The organism is Solidesulfovibrio aerotolerans, from assembly GCF_009856865.1.
GTDB classification, from domain to species: domain Bacteria; phylum Desulfobacterota; class Desulfovibrionia; order Desulfovibrionales; family Desulfovibrionaceae; genus Solidesulfovibrio; species Solidesulfovibrio aerotolerans.
Window position 1 is genome coordinate 55315 of sequence record NZ_WVUD01000022.1, and the last position, 15834, is coordinate 71148.

Annotated in this window: 16 protein-coding genes; 4 read left to right on the forward strand and 12 right to left on the reverse strand. The window is 64.2% G+C overall.

Going from position 1 to position 15834, the window contains the following annotated elements:
- Window positions 1-272: 272 nt before the first annotated feature.
- Entirely contained in the window at window positions 273-1574 is a 1302-nt protein-coding gene (locus tag GTA51_RS12565) for a phenylacetate--CoA ligase family protein (protein ID WP_160961573.1), read from the reverse strand.
- Between the two features lie 35 nt (window positions 1575-1609).
- Window positions 1610-2476 carry a DMT family transporter gene (locus GTA51_RS12570; RefSeq protein WP_160961574.1) on the reverse strand — a complete coding sequence of 289 codons (867 nt, stop codon included), beginning with the start codon at window positions 2474-2476 and terminating at the stop codon, window positions 1610-1612.
- Between the two features lie 496 nt (window positions 2477-2972).
- On the opposite strand from GTA51_RS12570, the gene GTA51_RS12575 reads away from it, so the two are divergent.
- Complete coding sequence (locus GTA51_RS12575; protein WP_160961576.1) at window positions 2973-3236, forward strand: hypothetical protein; 264 nt, start codon at window positions 2973-2975, stop codon at window positions 3234-3236.
- Between the two features lie 503 nt (window positions 3237-3739).
- Here the strand turns inward: GTA51_RS12575 and GTA51_RS12580 are convergent.
- Both GTA51_RS12580 and GTA51_RS12585 read right to left on the reverse strand, forming a co-directional pair.
- Window positions 3740-4261, reverse strand: coding sequence for a carboxypeptidase-like regulatory domain-containing protein (locus GTA51_RS12580; protein ID WP_160961577.1), 522 nt, complete (start codon window positions 4259-4261; stop codon window positions 3740-3742).
- On the reverse strand, window positions 4258-5031 hold the full coding sequence (locus GTA51_RS12585) for a DUF4198 domain-containing protein (RefSeq protein ID WP_160961579.1): 774 nt from the start codon (window positions 5029-5031) through the stop codon (window positions 4258-4260). The genes GTA51_RS12580 and GTA51_RS12585 overlap by 4 nt, the downstream gene beginning before the upstream one ends.
- 166 nt (window positions 5032-5197) lie before the next feature.
- Here GTA51_RS12585 and GTA51_RS12590 point away from each other — a divergent pair, with 166 nt between their 5' ends.
- Window positions 5198-5866 carry a precorrin-8X methylmutase gene (locus GTA51_RS12590; protein ID WP_160961580.1) on the forward strand — a complete coding sequence of 223 codons (669 nt, stop codon included), beginning with the start codon at window positions 5198-5200 and terminating at the stop codon, window positions 5864-5866.
- Between the two features lie 398 nt (window positions 5867-6264).
- Here the strand turns inward: GTA51_RS12590 and ychF are convergent, their stop codons facing one another.
- From ychF to tpx, 3 genes are all read right to left on the reverse strand, one after another.
- Window positions 6265-7371 (reverse strand): redox-regulated ATPase YchF, encoded by a 1107-nt coding sequence (gene ychF / locus GTA51_RS12595; RefSeq protein WP_160961582.1) that lies wholly within the window; start codon window positions 7369-7371, stop codon window positions 6265-6267.
- Between the two features lie 101 nt (window positions 7372-7472).
- Window positions 7473-8102, reverse strand: a complete 630-nt coding sequence (locus GTA51_RS12600) for a YajG family lipoprotein (RefSeq protein ID WP_160961583.1) — start codon at window positions 8100-8102, stop codon at window positions 7473-7475.
- A 40-nt stretch (window positions 8103-8142) separates the two neighbouring features.
- Window positions 8143-8658 carry a thiol peroxidase gene (tpx, locus tag GTA51_RS12605; RefSeq protein ID WP_160961585.1) on the reverse strand — a complete coding sequence of 172 codons (516 nt, stop codon included), beginning with the start codon at window positions 8656-8658 and terminating at the stop codon, window positions 8143-8145.
- Between the two features lie 258 nt (window positions 8659-8916).
- Here tpx and GTA51_RS12610 point away from each other — a divergent pair, with 258 nt between their 5' ends.
- Entirely contained in the window at window positions 8917-9582 is a 666-nt protein-coding gene (locus GTA51_RS12610) for a M15 family metallopeptidase (RefSeq protein WP_160961587.1), read from the forward strand.
- 56 nt (window positions 9583-9638) lie between these two features.
- Here GTA51_RS12610 and GTA51_RS12615 read toward each other — a convergent pair whose 3' ends face one another.
- The gene (locus GTA51_RS12615) at window positions 9639-11921 is read right to left on the reverse strand and encodes a PAS domain S-box protein (protein ID WP_160961588.1); all 2283 of its coding nucleotides are present in this window, start codon (window positions 11919-11921) and stop codon (window positions 9639-9641) included.
- 176 nt (window positions 11922-12097) lie between these two features.
- On the opposite strand from GTA51_RS12615, the gene GTA51_RS12620 reads away from it, so the two are divergent.
- Window positions 12098-13354, forward strand: a complete 1257-nt coding sequence (locus tag GTA51_RS12620) for a diguanylate cyclase (RefSeq protein WP_160961590.1) — start codon at window positions 12098-12100, stop codon at window positions 13352-13354.
- 78 nt (window positions 13355-13432) lie between these two features.
- Here the strand turns inward: GTA51_RS12620 and GTA51_RS12625 are convergent, their stop codons facing one another.
- The 4 genes from GTA51_RS12625 to GTA51_RS12640 all read right to left on the reverse strand — a co-directional run bounded on the left by GTA51_RS12625 (window position 13433) and on the right by GTA51_RS12640 (window position 15755).
- Window positions 13433-14002 carry a WbuC family cupin fold metalloprotein gene (locus tag GTA51_RS12625; RefSeq protein WP_160961591.1) on the reverse strand — a complete coding sequence of 190 codons (570 nt, stop codon included), beginning with the start codon at window positions 14000-14002 and terminating at the stop codon, window positions 13433-13435.
- 4 nt (window positions 14003-14006) lie between these two features.
- On the reverse strand, window positions 14007-14330 hold the full coding sequence (locus GTA51_RS12630; protein ID WP_160961593.1) for a hypothetical protein: 324 nt from the start codon (window positions 14328-14330) through the stop codon (window positions 14007-14009).
- A gap of 179 nt (window positions 14331-14509) precedes the next feature.
- A complete protein-coding gene (locus tag GTA51_RS12635; RefSeq protein ID WP_160961595.1) occupies window positions 14510-14899 on the reverse strand; it encodes a rhodanese-like domain-containing protein in 390 nt (129 codons plus the stop codon).
- A 10-nt stretch (window positions 14900-14909) separates the two neighbouring features.
- Entirely contained in the window at window positions 14910-15755 is an 846-nt protein-coding gene (locus tag GTA51_RS12640) for a 4-hydroxybenzoate octaprenyltransferase (RefSeq protein ID WP_160961596.1), read from the reverse strand.
- Window positions 15756-15834: the final 79 nt, after the last annotated feature.

A 15834-nucleotide genomic window follows, 5' to 3' on the forward strand; every position in this document is an offset into this window, starting at 1 on the left:
CGAGGAGAAAAGCGGAGAGGAAGACCGGGCTCTGCCCGGACCCGCCGGGGGGATGATCCCCCCGGACCCCTCGGTGGGGGGTGGGAGTTGGGGACGCGGGTTGGAGGGGACGGCGGCGGCGGGAGTGGTGCGTGAGAAGATGGGGGTTGGGATTTTGGCGGCCGGGTCGGCCGTCAAAGCCCGGCCGGCCCGGCCGCCAAAATCCCAACCCCCAACTCGCCAGCGGCCCAAGGGGCCGCATTTGTTCGGGTCGGGGGACTGCTGCGCCCCGGCTATTCTTCTTCGAGGCCGTTGCGGTCGTCGATGACGCGTTTGGTCTTGCCGCAACTGCGCGGCAGCGCGCCCGGGGCCAGGACATCGATCCAGCCGCGCACGAACAGGTGTTTGCGCATCTCGATGGAAATGGCTTCGGACAGGTTCTGGTCCCGGTCGGCACTGACATCCGGTTTGCGCTCCACCCGCACCACCATCTGATCGCGGCCGTCGCGGCGCACCAGGCGAATCTGAAATTCGCTGTCCACGTCCTTAAACGTGGCCAGGACGCTGGCGATCTGGCCGGGGTAGATATTGACGCCGCGAAATACGAACATGTCGTCGGAACGGCCGAGAATCCGGTCATGGCGCGGCAGGCTCAGGCCGCAGGGGCAGGGTTCGGGGAGCAGGCGCGTCAGGTCGCGGGTGCGGTAGCGGATAAGCGGCGCGGCTTCCTTACATAAGGACGTCACCACCATCTCGCCCACCTCGCCCGGGGCCACAGGGGCCAGGGTCACCGGATCAAGGACTTCGAGAATGAACATGTCGGCCCAGTAGTGGATGCCGTCGTGGGCCGAACACTCCAGGCCCGAACCCGGGCCATAGAGTTCGGTCATGCCGGTGATGTCGAAACTCTCCTCGATGCCAAGCCATTTTTCAAAGCGCTGCCGCATCTTGTCGGTATGCGTCTCGGCTCCGAAAATGACCTTTTTAAGCTTGATGCGCTTGCGCATATCGCGCTTGTGGACCTCTTCGGCCAAAAGTAAGGCCATGGAGGCGGTGGAGCATAAGCAGGTCGGTGCCAGATCTTCGAGCAACTGGAGGTGGATCTCCATGTTGCCCGGACCGATGGGGAGCGCCATGGCCCCGAAATGTTCGCAGCCGAGTTGAAAACCGGCCCCGGCCGTCCACAAGCCGTAGCCCACGGCGATCTGCACCCGGTCAAGGGTCGTTAAGCCGGCCAGTTCGTAGCAGCGGGCGAACATCGTTTTCCAGACGTCGATGTCGCGCTGGGTATAGGCCAGAATCTTGCGTTTGCCGGTGGTGCCGGAGGAGGCGTGGATACGCACGACTTTTTCCTCTGGTACGGACAAAAGCGGCAAGGGATAGCCCTGGCGCAGATCTTCGACGGTGGTCACGGGGAGATTCGGCAGATCCCCCAGGGACAGGGTCTGGCCCGGCTCGTACCCGATGGTGGCCAGCCGGTCGCGGTACACGGCATTGCCGGCATAGGCGTGGCGGCAGGTCCAGTTGAGGCCGGCGGTCTGCCGTTCGGCCAGGGATTCGGGCGTTACGTGCGGCAGGAAACGGTATGGGGTCATGGACGGCTCCGGGGTAGCAAGATCGGTGGGGGCTTTTATCCGAAAACGACGATAAAGAAAACGCCCGCCACCATAACGGCCGCACCGGGAAGGCGGTGGGCCAGATCGGGTTCGCGAAAGACCGTTGCGCCAAGGAGCACCCCGAAAATGATGCTCAGGCGTTTGACGGCAATGACATAGGAGACCTGCGTCAGGGGCAGGGCGTGCATCTGGCAGAAAAGCCCCACCGCCTCCAGCAGCCCGGCCAGACAGATGGCCCGGGGAAAGCCGGACATTTCGCGCACGGACTGTCGCAACCGCTTGGCGGCAAAGGGAAGAAGCGCCAGGGCCGTGGCGGTATAGATGCTGGCCGCCCACAAGGCCGGGGACGAGGCTTGCAGTCCCAGCTTGTCGAAATTGGCCCCGATGCTCCAGATGGCGGCCACAAGCAGCATCAGGCGCGCTCCGGCGTTGGTGACCAACGCTTTGACCGGCCCGAGCAGGCCGTGGCGACGCTCGCGCAGATTGAGCACATAGGCCCCGGCAACCACCAGGGCGATGCCGGCCAGACCGCCGGGCCGGGGGAATTCGCCCAGCGTGAGCGGTGAGGTTACGAGCAGAAACAGCGGTGTAAAGGCCAGCATGGGCAGGGTGAGCGAGAGGTCGCCGCGCTTGAGCGCCAGGCCGTAGAGCCAGTAGGTGACGCCGCCCAGGGCACCGCCCAGGACCAACAGCGGCCAGAACGCAGCGGTGGTCACCGTGTCCGGGGAAGCGGCGGCAAACAGCCACAACACGACAGCCGCCCCGGCGCTGTAGAGCAGCATGGCCAGGGTGGGATCGGTGCGGGCCATGGCGGCTTTGAGGAAGGTGTCCTTGACCGCCTGGGTCAGGGCCGTGACCAACGCCAGAAGAAACCACTGCATGCCTTCGCCCTGCCGCCTTGGGATTGGCCGCGCGGGCCGTTTTGGGGGCACGGTACAGACGCGCGGCAGCGGCGGCAAGCGAAGATGCGCCTGGGTGGCGCGCCAGGGCCGCACCGCGCTCGGGCCGGCCAAAATGCCAGGCACTGCCCCTGCGGTGCGCCGCAGCCTTTCGCCACCACAGCGGCTCCACCGCACTTGGCCGCATGACGAGGCATTGTGCCAACGTCGAACAGGCACTCGCATCGGTCCGTGATGCGCTGCCGCGCCCGCTGCCAGACGTTGCAATGTTTCCTTAAATGACGCTTGCCTTCATGCGCTTTCCAGGTCACAGAGGGGGTAATGGGACAATTGATGCTGCGGCTTCGCCAGAGGCTGCAATCCCGCATTCCGTTTGTTGCACAAGACGAACCATTACTCTGGAAACGATTTGACCGTCATCCACGGGGAAAGCGCATTGGGCGCATCGCCGAGTTACCTGCAACCGGAGGCTACATTCATGAAATTTGTTCTGCCTATCATCGCTCTTTTTGTCGTTCTTTGCTCTTCCGGCTTGGCTTTCGCCGGATCAGACGATGCAAAATGGGTGGCCAAATGCATTTCCGACAACAAGGATGAAAAAGTCTCCATCGACGTCATCACCAAATATTGCACCTGCATGAACAACAAGATGGACGACAACGAAACGTTGTCCATCACAGCCTGGGAAAAGACGCATCCGGCCGAGCGCGCCGCTTGCGACAAGGAATCCGGCTGGAAGTAACTTCGGCTGTTGCGGCGCGGGTGGCCTGGGCGGCCGGATGGCCGGATGGCCGGATGGCCGGATGGCCGGATGGCCGGATGGCCGGATGGCCGGGGCGAGTGGCGCACTGCGCTGTTGTTGTAAAGGGGCAGATCGCTTTGGTCTGCCCCCCTTTTTTTGCCCTTGGACAACACGCCGTACTGCGTAACTCCAAATGCTCACCGCCAACACCTTCGCCGCTCCCCTCCCCAGACAACAAACGGCCGGAACCTGTGAGAATTCCGGCCGCCGTCGGGGTTGAAGGGTTCTGGAGGTGAGGATGCTATCTCTGCCGGGCCAGGATGGGACGCGTCCTGGCCGGGGGCTTGCCGTGGAGCGGGCCGCATCGCCGCCGCCAGACGCCACTGGCGGCGGCGAGTGCCCTTGACGCCGGACTGGGCCGGTGCGTTGGACCCGGTGTAATTGAACTGATAATAATAATCAAGATCAAATTTCAACGCCCCCAAGCGAGCAGGCTTTTCCCGTTACGGGCAGCGGCCGGCGGTGCGGCGACGCCAGCACGTCAGGCCCAAGGCCAGATTGCCCAGCAGACTCAGGCCCAAAAGAACGTCCCGCCAGCCCGGACCGAGGCGCGACGCCGAGGCAGACGCCAACGGCGCAACATCTTGGGGCCCCCCAGGGGCCGGCGCATCCGCCGCAGCAGCCCCGGCCGGGGGCGCAGCCGCAGCCACCGTGATTTCCCGCTCGGCCCGGTGCCCCTGGCCGTCGGAGGCCGCCACCCGCCACACGCCGCTTCCCGACGGCAGGAAGGCGAATCCTCCCCGGCCGTCGGTGCGGGCGCTCTGGTAAACCGCTCCGTCAGGACCGGTCACCTGGACCTGGGCAAAGGCCATGGGTTCCCCATCGGCGTAGAGAAACACCATGGCCCTGGTCACGCCCGGGTCCATTTCGCGGGAGCCGACGCCATGGGCCGCAGCAACACCGGGGTGCCTGCCCAGCATCGCCGCCAGCGCCAACAGCGCGAAACATTGCAGTTTCCTTGTCATTGCACGAAAAAGGTCAGGGTCGAACGCAGCACTTCCTGGTCAGCCGAGCCATCGGCCGGCACGCCCTTGATTTCCGTACGCACCAGCCACAAGCCCGGATGGGTGATGCGCACCTTGGCCACCCCGGCATCGTCGGTCTCGGTATAATAGGCATAGGTGTTGGGCGTTTTGGTGAAGCCGTCGTAGGTGGCCAGCACCGTGGCCGGCGTCGGCTTGCCGTCGTAGAGCACCTTCACGTCGAGATCCTGCCCCACTTTGACCGCCGTCGGATCGGCCAGGGGAACCAGTTCCAGCCGCTGCCCGACCACGGCGTCAAATCCGGCCGATCCGCCGCCGACCGCCACAAGGGCCTTGGCGAACTTCTCATAGCGGTTGCTCTTGGTTGCGCCCGGCAACTCCTTTTTCGTCCCCTTCTTCATGCCCTCAGGCGTCAAACTCCAGATCTGCGGCAACCGATGCACTGCGATAATGCCGGTCCCGGCCTTGCCAAAGCTCGCTTCGCCGTCATAGGTCAGCCCCTTGTCGTTGGCAGTTAACGCCACAGGAACCGCCTTGCCATCGACAAAGACAAACGCCTTGACGTCCGCTGCCGCTTCCAGTTCCTCGCTTTCGATAAACACATGGGCCGAATGCACCCCGAACGGCACGCCCTTGCCCACAGCCGCCGTCGCCGCACCGGGCTTGATCGCGGTCTCATGCGCCGCCGCCGCACCGGCCAGAATCAACACCACCCCAAGCGCACACGCCACCTGTTTCGTCAAATTAATCATAAAAGCTCCTCTTTCCAGACACTGACTGAATATGTGTAATCTTTAAATCGCATTAAAATTCTATTCGTGCCACCTGTCAACACAAAACGCTGTTCCCCCACCTCGCTGTAATCCTCTCCTTGGCCCGCCGGTCAAAGCCGGCTAGTATGGCAACAAGAGGTCGCCCATGCCCGAAACAACCCGCATCCTGCCCATCACCGCCCCGGAAGAAATCGAAGCCGCGTCGCTGGCCATCATCGATGCCGAGGTTCCCGAGCCGCGCCCCTACGTCGGCCCCCAATGGGACATCGTGCGCCGGCTTATCCACACCACCGCCGACTTTGAACTGCTTAAGCTTGTGCGCTTCTCCGCCAACGCCGTGCAAGCCGGCCTCACCGCCCTGGACCAGGGCGCAACGATTATCACCGACACCGAAATGGCCCGCTGCGCCATCCCGTTGCGCCGCTTGCAACCCTTTGGCTGCACTGTGCGCTGTTTTATGAACGACCCCGACGTCGTTGCCGCTGCCGCAGCCGCCGGCTCCACCCGGGCCGCCCTGGCCATGGACTTCGCCCTGGATCTGCCCGGACCAGTCATTTTCGCCATCGGCAATGCCCCGACCGCGCTGCTGCGCCTCATTAAACGCCTCAACAGCGGTGCCCCCGCCCCGGCACTGGTCATCGGCATGCCCGTGGGGTTCGTCAACGCCGCCGAATCCAAAGCCCTGCTCCAAACCCGGGCCGACGTCCCCTGGATCACCATCAAAGGCCGCAAAGGCGGCTCAGCCCTGGCCGGGGCCACAGTCAACGCACTGGCCATCGTGCTACGCGCGGCCGGGGCAGCCGGAAAAGCCTAATGGAATCGGGGCTCTGCCCCGAACCCCGCCGGGACGCTGTCCCGAACCCTGCCAGGGCTCTGCCCTGGACCCGCCGGGGGGGATCATCCCCCCCGGACCCCCTGGATGGGGCGGGATAGGCACGTGGGGTGGAGGTGCGGTCGTTGGCGGGAGAGCTGTCGGGAAGGGAGACGGGCGGCGGCGTTTCGACGTTTGTGGCCGCAATTCGGTAGGGGTTCGGTGGCGCAGGAGCGCCGCCAAACCCCTACCGAATTGCGGCCACAAGGTGCGCCAGCGGCGAAGCGCCGCATTGAAGATAAGGCCAGGAATTGCTTTGCAATTCCTGGCCTTAAAGATGGGGGGTCCGGGGGCTTCAAGCCCCCGGCGGGGCCTGGGGCAGCGCCCCAGTCTTATCGCTCCTACACATTAAACAAAAAGTGCACCACGTCGGCGTCGGCCATGACGTATTCTTTGCCTTCCTGGCGCAGCACACCGGCGGCGCGGCATTTGGCCTCGGTCTGATGCTTGGTGTAGTCGTTAAAGGCAATGACCTCGGCCCGGATAAAGCCGCGTTCGATGTCGGAATGGATCTCGCTGGCAGCGGCCGGGGCCTTGGTCCCGGTGGTGATGGTCCAGGCCCGGACTTCCTTGGGGCCGACGGTGAAAAAGCTGATCAGCCCAAGCGTCTGGTAGGCCAGCCGCACCACCCGGTCCAGGCCGGATTCGGTCAGGCCATAGGAAGACAGAAATTCCTGGCGGTCCTCGTCGGAAAGTCCGGCCAAGTCCTCTTCCATGCGGGCGCACACCACCACCATCTCGGCCCCGCGCGATTCGGCCACGGCCCGCACCTTGTCCACCAGCGGGTTGTCCTTGCCGATGTCGCCCTCGGCCACGTTGGCGCAGTAGATGACGCGCTTGGCCGACAGCGGCCGGATTTCCTCAACCAGGGCAATCATGCCCGGCGTGTCCGCGCCCTCCACGGAAATGGCGGGCTTGCCGGCCATCAGGTGGTCGAGCAGGCGCTTGCCGGCCTCGACCTTGTCGAGCAAGTCCCGGTCCTTGCTGCCCTTGGTCTGCTTGATCATCCGATCCAGCCGGTTTTCCAGGATCTGGGCGTCGGCCAGGATCAGTTCGGTATCGATGACGTCGATATCGCGGGCCGGGTCCACCGTGCCGGAGACATGGACCACATCCGGGTCTTCAAAGGCCCGGGCCACGTGGATGATGACTTCGGTTTCGCGGATATGGGCCAGAAATTTGTTGCCCAGGCCCTCGCCCTTGCTGGCCCCGGCCACAAGGCCGGCGATGTCGGTGAAACGCACCGTGGCCGGCAGCACCTGCTGGGGCTTGGCCAGCACAGCCAGGGCGTCCAGACGCGGGTCGGGCACCGGGGCGATGGCCACGTTGGGTTCGATGGTGCAGAACGGGTAGTTGGCGGCCTGGGCGTTCTGGGCTTTGGTCAGGGCGTTAAAAAGCGTGGATTTACCGACGTTTGGCAAACCCACGATGCCGACGGAAAGGGCCATGGGGCGGTGATCCTTTAGCGGCGCAGGGAAGCGCCGGATGCGGCCGCTGCGCGGCCGATTACGAGGAAAAAGCCCGGACCGCGCCAGCAGTCCGGGCCGAATTACTTGACTTCCCGGGTGCGCAGGATGGTTTTTTCCATGAAATGGATCAGTTCGTAGTCCGAGGCCATGCGGCTGAGCGCCTTGGACACGGTCATGCTCAGCAGCTTGTCAAACTCCGGCTCCACGCCCGAAGCCGGCAGCTTCCAGACCGTTTCGCCCTCATAGCGCCGGGTCAGCTTCTGGCCGTTGTTATCCGCCGTGACCGTGACCACGGCCACGGCCCGGGCGGCCAGATGGGTGTTTTCCTGGCTGGGCTTGTAGGAAAGCTCGGTCAGTTCCACCGTGAGGGTGCGCACCACGGATTCGCGGGCCGGGGACGGGGTGAAGCCCTTGTCGCGAAGGCCCTTTTCCACAGCGGTGCGCATGGCCGGCGACGGGTCGCAGGCCGTGGCGAGCTTGCCGCTCATGGACGAGGCCGGATTGCACAGCCCCACTTCGGCGCTTGGCCGGGAATCCTTAACGGCGGTGGACACTTCGACGCCCCGGCCCAGGGCCTCGGGCTCGACAACGACCGACGGGGTCACGGTGGCCTGCTGCCCGGCGCAACCGGCCAGACAGAAAGCCACGGCCAAAGCCGCAAGAAGGGCCGACGCCCGAAGGCGTCGGCTCCGTGTGGATAACTTTTTCATAATCGCACCTGCGACCGCCTCCAGGGCGGACAGGCCGTCTCTACAAGACCTTGCCCAAGGCCGCAAGGGCGGCGGCATAGTCCGGCTCGTGGGTCACTTCCGGCACCAATTCCATATAGACCACCTTGCGATCCGGCCCAAGAACCAGCACAGCCCGGGCAAGGAGGCGCAGTTCCTTGATAAGCAGGCCATAGGCCTGACCAAAGGAGGCGTCGCGATGATCGGACAGGGTTGTAATGTTGGTCACGCCGGCCGCATCGGCCCAACGCTTCTGGGCAAAGGGCAGGTCCATGCTGACCACCAGCGCCTTGGCCTTGCCGGTGAGACTCTCCATTTCCTTATTGAATTTACGGGCTTCGAGATCGCACACGGCTGTGTCCAGGGACGGCACGGCAATGAGGATCAAGCCTTTTTCAGTGAAATCGGCCAGTTTGGCCGGGGCCAGTTCGTTGGTCAGGACGGCAAAGTCCGGGGCCGTGTCGCCAACCGCCACGGGGTTGCCGGCAAGGGTCAGGGGGCCGCCAAGAAAGGTAATAAGACCGGTGCGCTCGCTCATAGGCGCGTTCCTCCTCAAGGGGTGATGGGTCGCCGCCGCAAGGGGACGACCTTTAGCGCTTATGCCCCTGCCCGCGTCCGGCGTCAACCGCAACCGACAGCCCGGACCGCACACGAGGCTTCCCTGGTACGGCGCATTGTGACAACCCGTCGGCGTTGCCACGCTGTCCGGCTGCACCCAACCGCCCGGCTTCCCTGGTGCGGCGCATATTGACAACGGCCCCGCAGCAGGCATTGTGGCCCAAACAAGGAGACGCCCATGTCCAAACGCCGTGTTGCCGCTTTGCTGCTTGCTGCCGTTTTGACCCTGTCTGCCGCCGCCTCCGCCCTGGCCGGCACGCCGGCCAACCCGGGCACCCCGGCCGGGGCCGGTCTGGTTGATATCACCGCCGTCGCCCCGGACATCAAGCTCGACATCCGCTACGCCACCCCGGACAATTTCAGCCATGTGGTCGTCTATCCGGCCCCGCGCTGCTTTTTGCGGGCCGATGTGGCCAAGCGTCTGGCCACGGTCCAGGCCGATCTCAAAGCCCAAGGCCTGGGGCTTAAAGTGTATGATTGCTACCGGCCCTTTGCCATCCAGAAAAAATTCTGGGCCCTGGTCCCCAACGAGGACTGGGTGGCCAAGCCCGTGGAGAAAGACGGCAAGCCGGTTTCCGGCTCCAAGCACAACCGGGGCGCGGCCGTGGACCTGACCTTGATTGACGCGGCCGGCAACGAACTGCCCATGCCGTCGGGCTTTGACGATTTCACCGAAAAAGCGCGGCGCGACTACACCGGCGGCGATGCAGCGGCCCGGGCCAATTCCAAGCGTCTGGAAGCGGCCATGGCCAAGGCCGGCTTCGATCCGCTGCCCACGGAATGGTGGCATTTCGACGGCCCGGGCTGGCAGGGTTACGAACTGCTCGACGTGCCCATCAACTGACGGCTCCTGAGCCGGCGCGTTCTTTCGCGGACGGCCGCTCCGGCAGGACGCGCCCATCAACAGACCGACTGCGACAACAGCGGCAGATAGACCTCGAACAGACTGCCCTGGCCCGGGGCGCTGCTGACCAGCACCGCCCCGCCGTAGCTTTTGACGATGCCATGCACGGCCGCCAGCCCCATGCCGGTGCCCTGGCCGGGTTTTTTGGTCGTAAAAAACGGCTCGAAAATCCGTTCGACGATGCCGGCCGGCATGCCGTGGCCGACATCGGACACCCACAGCCGGGCATACTGGCCCGGGGCCAGCCGGGCCAGGGGGGCACCCGCCGCGATGGTGCCACTTTTGGGCCGGGGGGGGGCAGAGACTGCGGCCAGCCCCACTTCCAAAACGCCGCCGCCGGGCATGGCCTGGGCTGCGTTGAGGCACAGATTGGTCAACACCTGATGCATCTGGGTCGGATCTGCCGTGACGCACAGCGGCGCGTCCGGCACCCGCAGACTCAGTTCCACCCCGGCCGGAATACTGCCCCGCAGGAGTTTGACCGTTTCCTTGACCAGCGGGCCAAGGGTCAGTTCACCAACGGTGCGTTCACCCTGGCGGCTAAACGTCAGCAGTTGGCGCACCAGATCCCTGGCCCGCTCCGAGGCCCGCACCACATCGCCCAGGGGCTGGCGCAAGGGGTTGTCCGGGGGCATGTCCGATAAGATCATCTCGGTATTGAGCAGGATCGGGGTCAGGATGTTGTTGAAATCGTGGGCCACGCCCCCGGCCAAAACACCTATGGCTTCCAGCTTTTCGGCTTGGCGCAGCCGCCGTTCCAGCCCCAGTTCATAGGTCATGTCGCGCACCAGCAGGATATAGTTGACCACGATCCCGCTCCCGTCGCGCACCGGCGAAATAAACGCTTCCGCCACCACTTCCTCACCTTCGGGCCGGGTCAGGCGCACCCGGCCCGACCAGCGCAGCCCAAGCCCGAGCATCTTGCGCACGGAATCGCTTAAAAAGGGTGTGAGCCGGCTCTCCAGCTCTCCCCGGGCGGTGGTGCCCTGGCCGCCGCCTACGATCTGGTCAAAGGCCGGGTTGGCGTATTCCAGACGGAAATCCCGGCTGACGATCACCAGTCCTTCGGCGCTCTGGTCCACGGCAGACACCAGCAGCATGCGCTCGCCTTCGGCCCGTTTGCGGTCGGTGATGTCCCGGGCCGCCCCTTCCACCCGATCCAGCCGATCCTCCCCGTCCAGCACGGCCCGGGCATTGACGGACAACCAGGCCGTGCGGCCGTCGCGGCGCACCACCTGCATCTCGTGGTCATAGACCCGGCCGTTTTTGGCCAGCAGACGCAAAAATTCCAGCCGATCCTCCGGCCTGGCCTCAATGCGCTGGAACAGATCGCCCTGCTCGCGCATCACCTCATCCGGGGAGGCGTAGCCAAGGATGCGGGCCAAGGCCGGATTGCAGGCGGCCATGGCCCCGTTGGCCTGGAACTGAAAGATGCCTTCGGCGGAATGCTCAAAGATATCGCGATATTTGGCCTCGCTTCGCGAGAGTTCCCGCTCCATCTGCCAAACGGCCGACACATCCCGGCCCATGGCCTGGTATTCGCCGATGCGCCCTGCCTCGTCGAAAATGGCCCGCACGGTCCAGCTCAGACGCCGTGTCTCTCCCGAGGGCAGGGCATATTCATGGCGAAAGTCGCACACCGGGGACCGCAGTGTCAGCGCCAGCAGGCGGCGACGCATGGCACTGGCTTCGGCCTCGGGCAAACGGTCGCCAAAAAAGCCGCCCAGCAGGACCTCAGGCGGTTCGCCAAACAGCCGGGCCAGGTTCTGATTGACGAACACCCGGCGATGCTGCGGATCAAGACGCACCACCAGCTCGGTCTGGTCCTCGACCATGGCTGCGTAGCGCCGATGGCTCGCGCGCAGTTCCCGCTCGGTTCGCCTGTGGTCCGTGATGTCAGTGAGCATGCCGCACACCGCGCGCACCACGCCGCCCGTGAGCAGCGGTACGCGCGTGGTCAAAAAGCACCGTTCCCGGCCGCCAATGCTCAGTTGGATCTCTTCCTGGCTGGCGGCCCCGGTGGCCATGACCGCCAGGGCGGCCGCATGAAACCGGGCGTAGTTGCCGGCTTCGACGCACTCTGCAAGGGGACGGCCCAGGCACTGTCTGCCGGCCAGGTCGTGCAACTCGATATACGCCCGGTTGACGAAGCGCAGCACAAAATCGGTATCCACCACAAACGTCGCCGCCGGGGTGTGCTCCAGCACCTGGGCCAGATCCAGATTGCCAAGATCCGGCGCCGGAGGCGCAGCCAATGGCCGGGGCGCGACCGGTATCATGCGTACGCTCCCTGTGGGTTTTCCGGCCCTGGCCGTCTGTTGCGGGCCGGGGCAGAGACAGACGCAAACTGGAAAACCGAGAAAATGACACCATCGGTTACTGGCTTTTTGCCCGGGAAGGGACTACTCTTAAAACAGCCAAGTTTTTTCATTGGTTGCCCGTTTGGTTGCCCTGTATGGAAAAAGTGCTCATCGTTGAAGACAGTAAGGTCTTTGCCCGCATCCTGATCCGCAAGATCGAGGACGAACTTTTTTTCGACACCTGCTGGGCTTCCAATTTTGAAGAAGCCCGCTACCTCATCGAAGAAAATCCCGATGGGCATAACTACTTCGTCGCCCTGCTCGACCTCCACCTGCCCGACGCCGCCGACGGACGCATCGTGGATTACGTCATTGCCAAGGGCATCCCGTCCATCGTGTTTACCGGCGACGTGCAGTCCGAGGTGCGCGACCGCATCTGGTCCAAAAAGGTCGTGGACTACGTGGCCAAGGAGTCCCCGGACAGCCTGGACTACCTGTGCTCCCTGGTGCGGCGCATTTCACTCAATAAATTCATCGATGTGCTGGTGGTGGACGATTCCGCCACCGTGCGCCGCCATCTCATGCGCCTGCTGGAGGCCCACGAATTCATCGTCCACGAAGCCGACTCCGGCGAGCGCGCGCTGGAAGTGCTGTCCCGCCATCCCGAAATCCGGGTGGTCATCACCGACTACTTCATGCCCGGCATGGACGGCGTGGAACTGACCCGGCATATCCGGCGCGACCACCGCAAGGATGCCCTGGCCGTTATCGGCATCTCGGCCTACGGCAACACCATCCTCTCGGCCCGCTTCATCAAGAACGGGGCCAACGACTTCTTAAACAAACCCTTTTCCAGCGAAGAGTTCTATTGCCGCGTCACCCAGAACCTGGAAATGCTCGAATACATTCAAAAGCTGCGCGAGACGGCTATTCGCGATCCGCTGACCGGCCTGTACAACCGTCGGCACTTTTTTGACGCGGCCAAGGCCCTGCACAGCAGCCTGAGCCGGGGCGACGACTCCCTGACCCTGGCCATGATCGATATTGATCATTTCAAAAAGGTCAACGACACCTACGGCCACGGCGTGGGCGACGAAGTGCTCAAACACGTTGCCCACGGCCTGTCCAACCGTTTCCGGGGCCATGACGTGGCGGCGCGTCTGGGCGGCGAAGAGTTCTGCATCCTGGCCCGGGGACTGGCTGGCGAGCCGGCCATGGCGGTCTTTGACGATCTGCGCAACAGCATCGCACGCTCCAAGGCCAAGGCCGGCAAGATCCTGGTCGGCGTCACCGTCAGCATCGGCATCTGCGATAAGCCCATGGGCTCGGTGGACGCCATGCTGGCCGCTGCCGATGCGGCCCTGTACAAGGCCAAGCGCAGCGGGCGAAACCGCGTGCTCTGGGCCGAATAGCCCGCGCCTGCCAGCCCGGATGCCCCTAGGCTTCGTCGGCCAGGCGCAACCGCGTACTCTGGGCCGAATAGCCCGCCCCTACCAACTCCGGCCGGGCAGACCGGTCAACGCCCGAAACCGATCCTCCAGCCCGCGCAGATAGCCCATGGCCGCAGCCTCGCCCTCGGCCGGGGCAAAGGCGGCGAAATCCTTATCGTTTAAAGGATGATACGGTCCGGGTTTGATCTCAAAGACCGCCGTGTCCGGGACCAGGGCGAAAACGGCATGCCAGACCCCGGGCCGGATATCGATGGCCAGCACCCCGCGCTGCCGGTCAAGCACCACGCAGTCCTGTCGGCCAAAACTCCCGTCTTCGGCAAAAACCACATGCCCCAGGCTCCCGGTGAGCAGCACAAAGGATTCGGACTTGGCCGGCGTCAGATGCCGGTGCGGCTGCACATAGCTGCCGGGCTCAAGGGTATTGATCATGCGATGCGGGTTGTCGCCGTCGGCGGCATGCAACCGGTGCATGTCGCGCAACCGGGGACTGGCCGCCGCGTCCCGGGCCTTCTGGGCCAGAAGCGCCGCATCGACCACGGCGAACCGGTCATGGTCCGACGCGGTGGCCCCGGGGCCGATGCGGCGATAATGCGGCAGGGGTGCGGCCAACAGGCTAGCCGTGCAGGGGCAAACCAGCGGCTGTCAAGCGGCAATAGGCCGCCACGAGCTGGCCGGACAGGCACATATCGCGCAGGAGCAAGGCCGCAATGACCAGCCAGAAACCCCAGCAATTGGCTTTTTTCTCGCAGCCCGAGGTCTGGCCGCGCTGGACGTGGAACAGGTACAGGCTGACGACTGCCAGGGGCAGCATGACCCACCAGCGGATGGTCAGGGCCTCAAAAAACATAAAGACCACAAACAGCAGGGCCAGAACCCAGGCGATTTTGGTCATGGGCGCATACGACGCGCACGGACAGGCGCATTTTTGATCGGACATGGGTGGACTCCTTAAGCGGTTTACCCGATCTATAGCCCCGGGGATGCGCTCCTGTCCAGAAGACGGGCAAAGGCTGCGCCAAGAGCCCGGGCCACAGCCTGGGGGGAAGACTCCCGGCCACAGCAGCCGCAAAAAGCATGGCACTCGGCAGCATGCCATACGAGCGCGGCAGGACGTGATTACGGGTTGGAGCCGGTGGCAACAGCGCCGAACGACACCAGCCAGCCAAGCATACCCCAGGTCAGGTTGGAGGCGTCATAGCCCTCTTTACCCAACTTCCGGGCCACAAAAGGCGAACGATGGCCGGTCATGCAGATGACCGTCACCGGCCGGGACGGATCAAGGCCCAGTTGCGCCGCCGGCACGGTCAGGGCGTCGGGCCGGTTGATCGCTCCGGGAATATGGAACAAGGCAAATTCCGCCGGCGTGCGCACGTCGAGCAGTTGCGGCGGTTTGGCCGCCATCTGCCGCCGCAGCCGCCAGGGCGGCGTCTGCCCGACTCCGGCCAACAGCCAGGCCAGATCCCAAACCCCGAAAAAGAGGACCAGAAAAATAACCAGCCCTTTCATAAGCCTGTCCTTACCGCAAAAAAACGGCCAGCAGCGTGCCCAGGCCCAAAAGCGCTGCCACGATGCCGTTTAGGGTGAAAAAAGCCATGTTGATCCGGGACAGATCGTCCTTGGAGAGCAGCCGATGCTCCACCAAAAGTACGGCCGAACAAACGCCCCAAAAGACGTAATAGACCCAGGACAGCCCGGCAGCCCAACCAGCCAGCAGATAAAACACCGCCGCGTCAACATGGGCAAAGGCGGCCAAAGCCAGGGCCGTGCCCACGCCAAAGTGCGACGGAATCGAGTGCAGCCCCTGGCTGCGGTCAAAATCCACATCCTGGCAGGCATAAAGCACGTCAAACCCGGCCACCCAGCAAGTCACGCCGCAGCCGAATAAAATAGCCGGCAAGGCAAATTCCGGCGTAACCGCCAGCCAGCCAGCCACCGGGGCCAAACCCAGCACAGACCCCAACACGAAATGGCACAGCCAGGTGAACCGCTTGGTCAGGCTGTAAAACGCCCCCCACACGAGCACCACCGGCGACAAGGCCAGACACAAACTATTCAAGCCGGCGCACGCCGCCACAAAAACAACCGCACTGCCCGCCGTAAACACCCAGGCCGCCCGGATACCCACCTCGCCCGTCACCAACTCGCGCCCCATGGTGCGCGGATTGATCCGGTCATAGCGCACGTCAGCCAGCCGGTTGATCGCCATGGCATAGGAACGCATGGCCACCATGGCCACAGTCAAAAGCGCAAAAGCCCGCCACCCCGGCCAGCCGCCCGCCGCCACAAACAGCCCAATATAGGCAAACGGCAAAGCAAACACCGAATGCTCAATCTTCACCAACCGCGCTAACGCCCCTAGCATGCGTATGCTCCTGTGGAGAGAGGCGAGGGGAACCTGGGGGAGGGAACCCCTTTTTGAAAAAAGGGGTTCCCTCCCCCAG

What these genes read in the sequence shown, in the direction of transcription:
- GTA51_RS12565 (WP_160961573.1), bottom strand. Translation starts at nt 1,574, where the DNA reads ATGACCCCATACCGTTTCCTGCCGCACGTAACGCCCGAATCCCTGGCC.
- GTA51_RS12570 (WP_160961574.1), bottom strand. Translation starts at nt 2,476, where the DNA reads ATGCAGTGGTTTCTTCTGGCGTTGGTCACGGCCCTGACCCAGGCGGTC.
- GTA51_RS12575 (WP_160961576.1), top strand. Translation starts at nt 2,973, where the DNA reads ATGAAATTTGTTCTGCCTATCATCGCTCTTTTTGTCGTTCTTTGCTCT.
- GTA51_RS12580 (WP_160961577.1), bottom strand. Translation starts at nt 4,261, where the DNA reads ATGACAAGGAAACTGCAATGTTTCGCGCTGTTGGCGCTGGCGGCGATG.
- GTA51_RS12585 (WP_160961579.1), bottom strand. Translation starts at nt 5,031, where the DNA reads ATGATTAATTTGACGAAACAGGTGGCGTGTGCGCTTGGGGTGGTGTTG.
- GTA51_RS12590 (WP_160961580.1), top strand. Translation starts at nt 5,198, where the DNA reads ATGCCCGAAACAACCCGCATCCTGCCCATCACCGCCCCGGAAGAAATC.
- ychF (WP_160961582.1), bottom strand. Translation starts at nt 7,371, where the DNA reads ATGGCCCTTTCCGTCGGCATCGTGGGTTTGCCAAACGTCGGTAAATCC.
- GTA51_RS12600 (WP_160961583.1), bottom strand. Translation starts at nt 8,102, where the DNA reads ATGAAAAAGTTATCCACACGGAGCCGACGCCTTCGGGCGTCGGCCCTT.
- tpx (WP_160961585.1), bottom strand. Translation starts at nt 8,658, where the DNA reads ATGAGCGAGCGCACCGGTCTTATTACCTTTCTTGGCGGCCCCCTGACC.
- GTA51_RS12610 (WP_160961587.1), top strand. Translation starts at nt 8,917, where the DNA reads ATGTCCAAACGCCGTGTTGCCGCTTTGCTGCTTGCTGCCGTTTTGACC.
- GTA51_RS12615 (WP_160961588.1), bottom strand. Translation starts at nt 11,921, where the DNA reads ATGATACCGGTCGCGCCCCGGCCATTGGCTGCGCCTCCGGCGCCGGAT.
- GTA51_RS12620 (WP_160961590.1), top strand. Translation starts at nt 12,098, where the DNA reads ATGGAAAAAGTGCTCATCGTTGAAGACAGTAAGGTCTTTGCCCGCATC.
- GTA51_RS12630 (WP_160961593.1), bottom strand. Translation starts at nt 14,330, where the DNA reads ATGTCCGATCAAAAATGCGCCTGTCCGTGCGCGTCGTATGCGCCCATG.
- GTA51_RS12635 (WP_160961595.1), bottom strand. Translation starts at nt 14,899, where the DNA reads ATGAAAGGGCTGGTTATTTTTCTGGTCCTCTTTTTCGGGGTTTGGGAT.
- GTA51_RS12640 (WP_160961596.1), bottom strand. Translation starts at nt 15,755, where the DNA reads ATGCTAGGGGCGTTAGCGCGGTTGGTGAAGATTGAGCATTCGGTGTTT.